This is a genomic window from Nocardiopsis synnemataformans (assembly GCF_965343085.1).
GTDB lineage: Bacteria > Actinomycetota > Actinomycetes > Streptosporangiales > Streptosporangiaceae > Nocardiopsis > Nocardiopsis alborubida.
Window position 1 is genome coordinate 1 of sequence record NZ_CBDRFA010000127.1, and the last position, 11931, is coordinate 11931.

Annotated in this window: 6 protein-coding genes, 1 pseudogene and 1 CRISPR repeat array; of the genes and pseudogenes, 3 read left to right on the top strand and 4 right to left on the bottom strand. The window is 68.5% G+C overall.

Going from position 1 to position 11931, the window contains the following annotated elements:
- The first annotated feature begins 540 nt into the window (after positions 1 to 540).
- Entirely contained in the window at positions 541 to 1716 is a 1176-nt protein-coding gene (locus tag ACSIH6_RS38215; RefSeq protein ID WP_435113571.1) for a DNRLRE domain-containing protein, read from the top strand.
- A 1162-nt stretch (positions 1717 to 2878) separates the two neighbouring features.
- Here the strand turns inward: ACSIH6_RS38215 and ACSIH6_RS38220 are convergent.
- Positions 2879 to 3870: pseudogene (locus ACSIH6_RS38220) on the bottom strand (IS5 family transposase).
- A gap of 87 nt (positions 3871 to 3957) precedes the next feature.
- Positions 3958 to 4603: direct repeats of the CRISPR family, unit length 29 nt; unit sequence GGGACCATCCCCGCGTGCGCGGGGAGCAG.
- A gap of 1069 nt (positions 4604 to 5672) precedes the next feature.
- Here ACSIH6_RS38220 and ACSIH6_RS38225 point away from each other — a divergent pair.
- Positions 5673 to 7184, top strand: a complete 1512-nt coding sequence (locus ACSIH6_RS38225; RefSeq protein ID WP_435113573.1) for a plasmid pRiA4b ORF-3 family protein — start codon at positions 5673 to 5675, stop codon at positions 7182 to 7184.
- A 270-nt stretch (positions 7185 to 7454) separates the two neighbouring features.
- On the opposite strand, the gene ACSIH6_RS38230 is transcribed toward ACSIH6_RS38225, so the two are convergent.
- The 3 genes from ACSIH6_RS38230 to ACSIH6_RS38240 form a co-directional block, all read right to left on the bottom strand.
- Positions 7455 to 9458 (bottom strand): SUI1 family translation initiation factor, encoded by a 2004-nt coding sequence (locus ACSIH6_RS38230; protein WP_435113575.1) that lies wholly within the window; start codon positions 9456 to 9458, stop codon positions 7455 to 7457.
- Between the two features lie 62 nt (positions 9459 to 9520).
- Positions 9521 to 10669: a 5'-methylthioadenosine/S-adenosylhomocysteine nucleosidase family protein gene (locus ACSIH6_RS38235; protein WP_435113577.1), complete on the bottom strand. Its 1149-nt coding sequence runs from the start codon at positions 10667 to 10669 to the stop codon at positions 9521 to 9523.
- A complete protein-coding gene (locus tag ACSIH6_RS38240; RefSeq protein WP_435113580.1) occupies positions 10666 to 11397 on the bottom strand; it encodes an NUDIX hydrolase in 732 nt (243 codons plus the stop codon). Before ACSIH6_RS38240 ends, ACSIH6_RS38235 begins: the two co-directional genes overlap by 4 nt.
- A 354-nt stretch (positions 11398 to 11751) precedes the next feature.
- Here ACSIH6_RS38240 and ACSIH6_RS38245 point away from each other — a divergent pair.
- Positions 11752 to 11931 (top strand): transposase (locus ACSIH6_RS38245; protein ID WP_488186067.1); only part of this gene is annotated, 180 nt, incomplete at its 3' end.

Below are 11931 nucleotides of genomic sequence, written 5' to 3' on the forward strand. Positions count from 1 at the left end.
CCCCCCCCCCCCCCCCCCCCCCCCCACGCGGCCCTGCCGCCGTGCTGCTCCACCGGACCAGGTCCGTCTGGCCCGGCGTCGTGGTCCACATGGTCAACAACAGCTACTCGGTGATCGCCCCCGCCGTCATGGCCCTCATGGCCTGAGAGTCGCCCGCGGGCGACCAGCGGCTCCGGAGGGGGCTCCGTCGCTTCGTGGCCGTACCCCTTTCGACCTCGCCGCGGCCCCGCACCGGGCCGCGGCGAGGGGCTGTTGTCAGCGTATGCCGGTCCTGAGTAACGGCTGGTTTCCGGTCTGGCGCGAATTGGTTTTTTCTGGTTGTCATATAAAGACCTCCGGTGGGTTCGAGTGCCTTCGGGCAGGTTGCGGCGGCGTCCGCGTTTCTGCTGGTAGTAATCGTGGTTTTGGCCTGTATTTATACCCCTGGGGTTTGTGGGCTGCGGTGGAAGCTTGGTAAATTCCTTGTGGTTGAAGCGGGTTGTGAACGTTTCTTCTGAATTCTTTTTCGGTCGTAGTTTGAATGTGTAGGCACCAACCGTAATGCGTCGTTCCCTGACCCGTGCGACGGCGGCTTGGGCGGCTTATGCCCTGGTCCTCGTGCTGGGGACGGTCGCTCCCGCCACAGCCCACGAGAAGGCCCCCGCCACCACCGGTGGCACGTCCGTCCCCGGAGAGCACGGCGCCTCCGGGGAGCGGAGCGGTGAACCGCGCGGGGCCGCCTCGGACGCGGGGAAACCCGGCGACACGATCGGACCCGACGACCGCTCTGCCGCCGCCAGCTCTGCCACCGGCGGCTCTCCCGCCCCCGTGCGCTCCGGCGGCGGTCGGACCGAGGTCGAGAGCTCCTTGTGGACCTACGTGGACCGCACCTCTCCCGACCGGTCCCACGGCGGCACCGAGACCGCCAGCGTGGGCACGGGACGCCTCGTGTGGGACCGTGTCTACACCCGTAGGGCCCTGTTCCGGTTCCCGGTCGCGCTGGGGCCCGGCACCGTCGTGGACTCCGCTGTGCTGCGCACCGAGGTGGTGTGGTCCTACGACTGCGACAGCGACTCCCACGTGCAGCTGCACCGGGTCGATCCCTTCGACGACGGGACCACCTGGAACGACCAGCCGCGGGCCCGCGCCCTGCTCGACACCCGCAGGGTCAGGGGCGGGAGGGCCGCCTGCCCCGTGAGCGGCGGCGTGGAGTTCGACGTGACCGGGGCCTACCAGCGGGCCGTGGACCGCGGAGAGCCCCACATCCACCTGAGGCTCGGGGAACGCGACGAGACCGGGACCACGGCCTGGCGCCGCTTCGACGTCGGGGCCAACCCGCCGGTGCTGGTGGTCGACCACGGCACGCCGCAGGTCCTGGACACGGCCTCCGGTCCGAACGCCCTTCGGGAGGACCCCGAGGAGGGCGCCGCTGTCCATGGCGAGGACGTGGCGGACCCAGCGCCGCCCCGATCCGCGGAGGGGCTTGCTCTTTCCGGCCTCACCGCTCCCGGGACCAGGGAGGATGACGCCCGTGTCCCGGGTCCTGTTTCCGCTGACCGGCCCCCGAACGGGGGCGAACGGATCCGTTCCCGGCAGGGGGAGCGAACCGACCGTCCCACCGCTCCGGACGGCCAGCGGCGACAGGGCGGGGACACGCCTCCCCGGGTCCGGGGGCCTCCGGTCGCCGCCCCGGTCGCAGACCGTTTCCCGGTCCGCCGACCACGGGGAACCGGTTGACGGACGACGGCACCCGCCTTTCCCGGTGCGGTATCCGGTTGGGCACCGGCAGCGTACCGGCGGCAGCCCGAGGGGGTCGGGCTGGCCGCTCCAGGAGCACCGCGAGGTGGGCGGAGCTCAGAAGCGGCCGAGGCCGTACCACCGCCGCACCGGCCACAGGGCACGGTGGCCGCCTGCGGTGACGGCACGGCTTCGCGCCTATGGGAAAGGTGTCCGTCCCCGACACCGGACGCGTCTACGGCAGGGCCCGGCAGGGGGCTCTGCCGCAGGAAGCCGTCGCGGCCCGGGACCTCCTGTGTGCATGGGCACCACACAGGGCGGTGTTCCGGGCCGCCGCCGGTGTCCGCGCGTAGGGGGCCGTGTACTCCACCGTCAGCGGGCGACAGCGCTACCCGAGTGCGGCTCGCACTGACTGACAGCTGACTAAGGGTTCCTTCTCCCGCGCTCACTCCGGCCCTGAAGGCACGGGCGGTGCGCAGGCCCGTCGACACGGTGGGGGAATCGGAACGCTCGGCTGCACCGAGGACGCCATGGAGATCCCCAACTCGGTGCCCTGTTTCACCAGCGGGATGGAGGAGCTGGCGGATGGTCCTGACAGAGAGATTTTGTCAGCGCTGGAGTGCCTGCACGGGTAGGACAACCACCTGTGCCGCGCCCGATGTCAGCCGATCTTCTCGCCGGAGCGGGATCAAGCTCGCGACCCTTTGTCTGTCAGTCTCGGGAAAGCGCGTCCGTGCGCGCAGGGAGTACTGACAGCGTTTCTGTCATCGGGGCTGACAGGGCGGCGGGGAGCATACCTGCGGGCGCCAGAAGACACGCCAGCCCTTCTGACACCACGCTGACAGGAAGCAGACCATCCCCGCGTGCGCGGGGCAGCCCATCGCGCACAGCCACCAGGCGTCGACCTGGGGACCATCCCCACGTGCGCGGGGAGCAGCACCGCTCGAAGTCCGCCGTGTAGTCAGCGGAGGGACCATCCCCGCGTGCGCGGGGAGCAGAAGGCCCGCCTCGTCCCGATCAGCGACAGCCAGGGACCATCCCCGCGTGCGCGGGGAGCAGCGGTGGGTCACCTGGGCCATCGGCACCCCGCTGGGACCATCCCCGCGTGCGCGGGGAGCAGCCCAAAATGGCGACGCCCTCTAGGGCGTGTTCTGAGTTTGGATCATGGTGTGGCGGGCAGGCTGCGCAACCACAGGACGGCTCCGCGCAGGTGAAGCCCCGCGAGATAGCTCTGGGGCGTCTTGTCGTACCGGGTAGCCAGCCCCCGCCATTCCTTGAACTTGTTGATGGTGCGCTCCACGGTGTTGCGGTCCTTGTACAGCTCGGCGTCGTGGCCGACCGGGCGGCCTCCCGCCGATCCTCGCCTCTTACGGTTGGCCACCTGGTCGGCCTTGACCGGGATCACCGCTTTGATGCCGCGTCTGCGCAGGTAGGTGCGGTTGGCCCGGGACGAGTACGCCTTGTCCCCGGACGCCGCCGCAGGCCGGGTCCTGGGGCGGCCGCGGGGGCCGCGCACCCTGATCTTGGCCATCACCGGGATGAACCGGGGGCTGTCCGCGGCCTGTCCGGGGGTCAACACGATCGACAGCGGGCGGCAGCGCCGGTCCGTGGCCAGGTGGACCTTGCTGGTCAGTCCGCCCCGGGACCGACCCAGGTCAGCAGCCTTGCACCGGGCTTTGCGGCGGCGCCGTAGCGCACGGCGCCGCCGACGTTCGGCCTCGTCCTGGGCGGTGGGGTCTACGGCGTCGTATCGTTGTGCTTTCGGATCCCCTTTTCCTCGGCCAGGGCCTTGTCGAGGTCCTGGAGCAGATCGGGGTCCACGCGCATGCCCGCCGCGTGGTGGTGGGCGCGGGTGATGGTGGAGTCCACGCTGACCAGGCCCAGGTCCACGTCGTCGCGGGCGGCGGCCTGGGCGGTCATCTCGTCCATGAGGGCCTGGAAGAGGCCGGTGCAGGCCCACAGGCGGAACCGGTCATAGATCGTGGACCAGGAACCGTAGCGTTCGGGGACGTCGCGCCAGGGGGCGCCGGTGCGAAACCGCCACATGATGGCGTTGAAGTAGCTGCGCAGGTTGGGAATGGGTCCGCGGGCGCCCAGGGGCAGGTGCGGCTTGATCAGGTCCCACTCGTCGTCTGTGAGGTCACCACGTGCCATGGGTCTGGTCTACCGGTTCTGGTACTCGCCCGGGGGGTGAGTGCCAAAACCGTGATCAAAACTTAGAACACGCCCTAGGTCCTCGCCGGGACCATCCCCGCGTGCGCGGGGAGCAGAGCCACGCCGCCCCGGCCACGCCGACCGTGAGGGGACCATCCCCGCGTGCGCGGGGAGCAGCTCGGCCGGGTCGGGGCCCTTGCCCGCGTCGCCCTGGGCGGGACCATCCCCGCGTGCGCGGGGAGCAGGTCCCGGCGTCCGTCGCCGTCGCGGTCGGACAGGGACCATCCCCGCGTGCGCGGGGAGCAGGTGACCACGGGGTGAGCCCCGGTGGTGCCAGCGGGACCATCCCCGCGTGCGCGGGGAGCAGGAGCAGCAGGCCGCGCCTGACGGGTTCGGCACGGGACCATCCCCGCGTGCGCGGGGAGCAGCCGGCGGCACGGAGCCACCACGCGTCGACTTGGGGACCATCCCCGCGTGCGCGGGGAGCAGGACCTGTGGAATCCGGAGCATGCCCGATCGGCGGGACCATCCCCGCGTGCGCGGGGAGCAGGTGGTCACCAACCACGTTGAACGGGTGCGCGCGGGACCATCCCCGCGTGCGCGGGGAGCAGTCCGGCGTGACCACGTTGGAGGACCATCGGCTGGGACCATCCCCGCGTGCGCGGGGAGCAGGTGTCCGGCATCATCGCCCGCGCGGGCAAGTCGGGACCATCCCCGCGTGCGCGGGGAGCAGAGTCAACGACCTGCGAACTTACCAGTGGCAAGCAGCCATTTTTCCAACTTCTTCAGAAACAGACACACGCATCACTGGCGCTAAAACCACCAAACAAATCATTAATCACCCAAAAGCCGCCTCTTCGATGCCCGGCTCACCAGACCTCAGCGGTGCTCGAAGACCTTGAAGGTGAACCCCTGCTCGGAACCGTCACTTGCAAGGCGGCCACTCAGCAGGATTCAACCACGCACGGAAAGGGTCCAGGACACCCAACAAGAGCGCAGCGGTCAACTTACCCTTCTTCACGCGCCCGAGCATGGACACCACCCGATACCCGGCCTGCCCGAATCACTTCCCGCGCGAAAAGTGCTCCCCCTTTCCCTGCGGCCGCGCCCCGCGCCCCGCGCGCCTTGGCCAGGTACACCACCGGCTCCTGCACCCGTCGACACCGTCCCTGGCCCTTGTTCACCCTGGCCGAGCACCAGCGCTCCCGCCCTTGACACCGCTGTCCTCATCCCACATCCACATGGGTATGCCCCTCCCCCTCCAGAGAAGCCACCCCATTCACCGGATTGGACATCCCGACAGTCAGAAGCTCTTGTGCCTCGCCCTGGCCCAGCCCCTCCCTCACCCCGATAAGAGTGGAGAAAGACGTTATAAGTCGGGGCGTGCGAACGAACACCCCGTACCACCCCTGACCTGCACTGTCAGCACCATCCACCCTGTTCGCACGCTTAGGCGAACACCTGGCGAACACCCCCCCACCGCCACTGACAGCCAAGCTCCACGCGGATTTCTTTGCTTCCGCATGCGCCAGCGGTTCACTCCTCATGGGCGTTGACGTTCCCGGCGTCCACGACGGGCCACGATCGCGTCGAACGTTTCCGGCTCTTGAGTGCCAGGCTCCAATGCTCCCTGGTTGTCAAGGGCGCATCCTGGCGTGGTGGACAACTGGACATGTGTCCCGAAACCTCGGGGCACCTCCACTCTGGGCAGTCCACTGGATGAAGGACAGCGCGCGGCACCGATCGCGGGCGACCCGCGATTCCCGTGAGAGGAACGTCTGACTTCTCGGTACCCTGCCCCCGTGCGCGATCACGACGGACCCGGCAATGTGCCCGATGAGTCCGAACGTCTGCTGCGGGAAGCGGCGGGGCCCGGAGCAGAGGGCGGGGCGAGGAGGCTGGACGGTCTCCTCTCCGCCTTGCGGGACTCGGCCGACCCGCTCGCCAGGCCCGTGCCCGCGTCCCGGCGGCGACCGCGTCGCGACGAAGCCGTCATCTACCGGGTCAGTGCGGAGCTCACGGGTACCGAGCCGCCCGTCTGGCGCAGGCTGGAACTGGCGTCGGACCTGTTCCTGAACGAGGTGCACGCCATCCTCCAAGCTGCGTTCTGCTGGGAGGACTACCACCTGCACCGCTTCGGCAGCGGTCCCGACTACTACAGCGACCAGACGGAGCGCTACCTGTCGCCGTTCGATGTGGCTGAGGGCGAGACCGGTGTTCCCGAGGAACAGGTGAGGCTGGACGAGCTCCTGGTCGACGTCGGAGACCGACTGTTCTACGTCTACGACTTCGGCGACGACTGGGAGCACCTGCTCACCCTCCAGGCCGTCCTGCCCCGCGACGCGGACACCGTGCGGGCCGTGTGCACGGACGGAGACAGGCCCGCGCCACCCGAGGACTGCGGCGGTGCGCCCGGGTACGAACTCCTCAGCGCCGCAACCGACACCGGACACCCCGAACACGCCGAGGCGCTCGCCGAGTACCGGGAGGTCTTCGGCGAGGACCCCGACCCGGACCGGACACCGGTCCCGTTCGACGCCGACACGGTCAACCGGACTCTGAGGGCGGTGTCCGAACCGCTCCCCGAAGATCTTCCCGGATCGGTCGCCGAGCTGCTCGGCTCCGTGTGCGACCCGCGGGTGCGGGGGCGGCTGCTGTCCCTGGTCGCCGAGGCGGCCGCCTCCGGAGACGAGGAACCGAGCACGGCCACCGTTCGCGCCGCGGTGCGTCCCTACACCTGGTTGCTGGACCACGTCGGCGACGCTGGGGTGAAACTGACCGGCTCCGGTTACCTGCCTCCGGCCAGTGTGGAGGAGGCCGCCGGAGCGCTGGGCCTGTCCGGGAGCTGGATAGGCGCGCTCAACCGGGAGAGCCAGACGCTCCCGGTGCTCAACCTGCGCGAGTCCGCGCGGAGGATGGGACTGGTGCGCAGGTACAAGGGGCGACTGCTGCCCACCAAGGCGGGCAGGGAGGTGCGCGACGACCCCCGGGCGCTGTGGGACCACCTGGCCGCACGCATGCCGCCCGAGCCGAATCCCGAGGTCGAGCGGGTGGGGTGTCTGGTGACGGTGCTGGCCGTGGCGGCCGGGAGCCGGGACGTGCCCGGAGAGGTCGCGGAGGTCCTGACCAGCCTGGGATGGCGGATCGGCGAAGGCCTGCCGGTGGACTCGCTGGCGGCCAGGGACACCGCCCACGAGGCGTGGGTGGTGCTGGACATGTTGGGCGGGTGGCCCAAAGGCTCTCTTGCCCGTGGGATCGCGCCGACGGCGCGGGGCAGGGCGTTCGCCCGCGCCGCGCTGCGGAAGACGGGCTGAACGTCGGGCCCGCCGCCGCCCCGACAACCCGAAAGCCCCTGACCGCTGCGCGTTCGCGCTGGTCAGGGGCTTTCGTCTCTGGAGTGGGTGACGGGAATTGACCTGTGGCCGGTAAGTGTTCTGAACCGCGAGAACGCAAGAAGTCGCAGGTGGTGGGGGAATGCCTTCACCCGGTTGTGCCGCGTTGTCCCGGATTCCGCTGGGAGATGTGCAACCTCCGGGTGCAAGCCTTTCGCCGCCGTGGTGCACCCGCGCGGGTGCACCGGAGGCTCACGGTACGGGAGCCACTGGGAGCGGTTGCGTTGACCGATCGCGTCGGGCCTTACCGTTCCGTGTCGGTGAGGCGGCACCCGCGTCCGAAGGGGGATCGGTCTCGGGGTGCTCGGACGCGAAAGCGGGTGGAGGATCCGTCGCGCGTTCGAACCACGGTTTGCCCTCGGCGGCCATACCTTCGAGAATGCGGAGCGTGTGGGAGAACCCGGCGGCGTCGAGGTTGATATCCGATGCCTCGGTCTGCGGTTCCTCGTCCCCTTGGTCGTGAACGGGAGTGTCGGACACCGGGATGCTCTTGGCCGGTCCGTTGGTCAGCGTGATGTTCAGGGTGTAGCGCCGTGCGCTCTTGATCTGCACCTGGACGGAGGAAAGCGCGTCGAAACGGTAGTTGTCCCGTTCGCTGCGGTGCCACCGTGCCCGCTCGAAGTCGAGTTTGGCCGTGGCCTCCCGCACTCCTTCGTTGGTGACCAAGAAGACCCTGATCTCGTACTTTGAGTGGCGCCAAGGGCCTCCCTGCACGCTGGCCGACTTGCAGGGACGGCCCGGTGTCGGGAGGAAAGCGTGGGTGGTGACCTCAGACCAGGCCAGGCGGTGGTGTTTCAGGGCCTCGTTGAGGATCAGGGTCTTATCCGCGTTCAACCAGGCTTCCATCTCCGTTTCCGTGGGCATCAGCGCTTCGAGCTTGCCCTTCCACCGCTCGTACTCGGCTTCCCGCGCGGTGAGGACAACCTCCCGTTCCCAGTTCTCCTCCCTGTAACGACGGTGTTCACTGTGGATCCTCAACCACAGGGGAATCGCGAACCTGCCGGCGACCACGGCGAGGAGGACACAGCCCACGGTTGAGACCGGTGACTCCTGGAACGCGATGCTGAGGGCCGTCATGGTCGCCGCCGCCGAGAGCAGACACAGGATCACGCATCGTGCTTTGGCCGCCGTTCCCACTGCGTGGATTTCGTCAGGCTCCAGCGGCAGGCCCTTGGTCCAGCGCCACCGAACATCACGCACCATGAACCGGATCAGCCAGTTCACTGCTCCGTTGCGAACGCTGCTCTCCCGGTAGACACGGGCGACCTCATCACGCAGAGACCGGCGTACGCCGATGGTCTGGCTGAGCCACTCGTCCCTGTTCTCCGGTTCGGGGGCGTACTTGGCGAAGTAGTGGTCGAACGCGCGCTCCACATGATCAGCGAAACCGCGCTCGGGCGGACGCGTGCGCGAGCGTCGGTAACCGTACTCCTGTTCCTTGGCGAGCCTGCGCCGGTGCTTGTGATTCCAGAAGGCGATGTGCCAACCTGCGGCGGACCCGAAGACGAGCATCGCCAAGCAGGAAATCAGCGACGGCAGGCTCCCCTGAGCCAAGGCGGACTTCATCACGACCGTGACAGGGAACAGGAACGTGCTCGCCAGGATCAGACCTCCGAAGATATCCCGGAGGGCGGTGGACTTCGGCCTGGGCCTCCTGGCCCTGGCCCCGGCGGGTACGGGTTCGAAGTAGACCCAAGCCCGGTCGACCCGTTCGTGGGCGCGTTGCTCCAGTTTGGCGCCCTCCCGGATCCGGTGCCACACACCCTGCTTCATACCTCCGGTGAGTACCAGACCGAGATGGCGCAGAATCAGGTCGCGCTGCACGCTGGGCAGAGCGTCCAGGCGGATCATCGTGTCCGCCGGGTCTCCACCGGAGCCGTCCACGCAGGACAGGAGCGCCAAGACGATGTCCAGGCCCCGCCACCACTCGTTACGTCCTACCGGTGTCCGCCGTGTTGACAGCTCTCCCAGGACCGCGCGGTCCTCCTTGGTGAGATCCCGGTAGGAGCGCTTACTGAGGATGGCCAGAGCCCGATGGAAATGGATCTCCGGGCCGTCGAATCCGCGCGCGTAGGCTCGCTCCAGGTGCTCCCTCGCTTTGACTGGGACTCCGTCCGCGAGGTAACGGCACCCGACTTCGTAATCACGCTCAGGCGGGTCGTCGGGGCCCACTACGTAAATGACGGAGTCGTGCACATGGCCCGCCTGGACGCCGACGTAGGAGCCGGACTCAGCCGTGTTGGCGGTATCAGGCCCGCTCATGAGAGCCCTTTCACCGCGGTGATCAGCGTCGCGACCTGCGCGGCCAGCGACGCCAGATCGCCGAGCAACCCTCGCAGGCGCTTCAGGGCCAGGACCGAGGTCTTCCTGCTCTCGGGCGTTCCCTCCTCGATTCCCTTGTCGGCGATGTCGATCTCGGCCGACGCCGCCTCGTGGGTGTCCTCGTCGATGCGTCCCGCCGAGCGCTCCCGCGCCAGTTTCTCCCTGAGGGCGGCGAGTTCGTCCGCGATCCTGGTCCCGCCGGACCCGGGTGCAGCGAAGGACACGTGGAACGTGCTGTCGCGCACGTGGCCCGCCTGAACGCCGACACTCCCGTAGGCGGTGTTGGTAACGTTGCCTCCGTCACCGGAGTTGCTGTCCTTGCGCATGGTGGGGGACTCCTCCTGTCCGATGAGTTCTTCCGCGAGGTCCAGGGCGAAGGCCGCGGCGTTCGCGGCGGCGACCGGCTGCCATTCGCGGTCCGCCTCGCTGGCCTTCGTGCCGTCGGCGCGGTCACTGATGCCGCGCACGATCGCCACCGGTGCGCCGCTCAGGTGTCCGGCCTGGGCGACTCCGGCGCCCTCCATCTCGATGGCCAACGCGTCGTTGTAGGTCTGCCTGATCCACTCGGCCTCGCGGGAGATACGCGAGTTCTGCACGATCTCTCCGGCGGCGATAGGGCCCAGGTGCGCCTGGGGGCGCGGCCTCTCCGGCGGTGCGTGCCGGGACCATGTGCCGAGCCTGGCCAGGTGTGCGGCCGTCTGGGCGATGCCGTGCGGTGACTCCCATGCGCGGGGCCGGGCCTTGAGGCCGTCGTCCTCGCTGGTTCCGCCGTGGTAGGCGTACACGTGCGTCGCCACGACCACGTCGCCCAGGGGAGGCGTGTCCCACAGGGCTCCGGCCACGCCTACAAAGAGGAGTGCGGCCGGTGAGAACTCCTGGACCGCACGCTCGACCAGCACCGCCGACGACTGGTTGCCCTTGCCGGTGAGTCCGAGAACGACGCGTCCACGGCCGCCGGGCAGTGTTCCGATCTCGAACCGGGTACCCCTGGCGTGTAGGTGCGGTTCGGGGGAGTGGAGCCGCTCCCGCACGGCCTTGTACTCCAGGTTCAGGGCGGTCAGCACCACCACGAGGTCGTCGCTCATTCTTCGCTCTCGTTCCGGCTCGGGGACAGGGGCCGCATCATCGGAGGGCGCAGTACCTGTTGGGGTCCTGCTCGGAAGAGGCGCGCGGGGCGTCCCTTGGTCACGCGCCGGTCCGAGATGACCGGGGTGAGGAAGCCCGTCACCGCCTGGACCTTGCGGTAGAAGTTGCGCGGGTCGAGTCCGAACCCCCACACCGCCTCGTAGACCCGTTGCAGTTCGGCGATGGTGAAGGTCTCGTCGCAGAAGGCTGTGGCCAACGAGGTGTGCTCGATCTTCGAGCGGGCGCGTTCCAGCCCGTCGTCGAGGATCTGCCAGTGGTCGAAGGCGAGCCGCCCGCGGCCCGAGGAGAACTCCTCGACGGGACGCCAGGAGGCCGCCGAGGCGTCGGTACCGGCCTCGGGCTCGGGCAGGCCGGGTGCGATGGCGAGGTAGGCGACGGAGACGATGCGCCCCCGCGGGTCCCGGCCGGGGGTGCCGTAGGCGCCTAACTGCTCCAGGTGGAGATCGGTCGCGTCGAGGTTGGCCTCTTCGCGCAGTTCTCGACAGGCCGCGTCGAAGACGTCCTCACCGGAATCGGCGATGAACCCGCCGGGCAGGGCCAGTTCGCCTTTGTAGGGGTCGATGCCCCTTTCGATGAGGAGGACGTGGAGGGCTGAGGACCGCAGGGTCAGGATGACCAGGTCAACGGTCAACAGCACGGAGGGTGGTTGCCAGGTGTCGTTCGGCATGCGGTGAGTCTAGCTTTCTGTCAGATCGACAGGAAGCGTTTTGCAGAAATTGGTGCTCGTGGTCATTTGATTTGTTGGTGTGTGTAGAGAAGCCTGTGTTTTTGGTGTTTCTGATGGTCTATAAGTACTTTTTGGGGGCGGTGGGATTCGGTAGAGAGGCAGCGCAGATCAGAGGCTTGTCCGGAGGAGTGCCGGAAGCCCGTGGTTGGATGCAGCCCATGGATGTGTACGAGGCGCGCGTCATGCAGGCGGGTTACAACTTCTGCGAAAGCGAGGTGATGGAAGTGATCTTGCTTCGGTTCGGTGGACAGATGTCCGCTTTCGGATACTTTGTCATCGAACGAGGAGATTGCAGTGCCCAAGGCCCGCCCCGCGTACCCGCCCGAGTACCGCGACCAGATCATCGCTCTGGCCCGCTCGGGCCGTAGTCGCGAGGACCTGGCCGCTGAGTCCGAGCCCTTGGCCCAGACCATTCGCACCTGGATCAAGCAGGCCCACATCGACTCTGGCCATGTAGAAGGCACCACCAGCGAT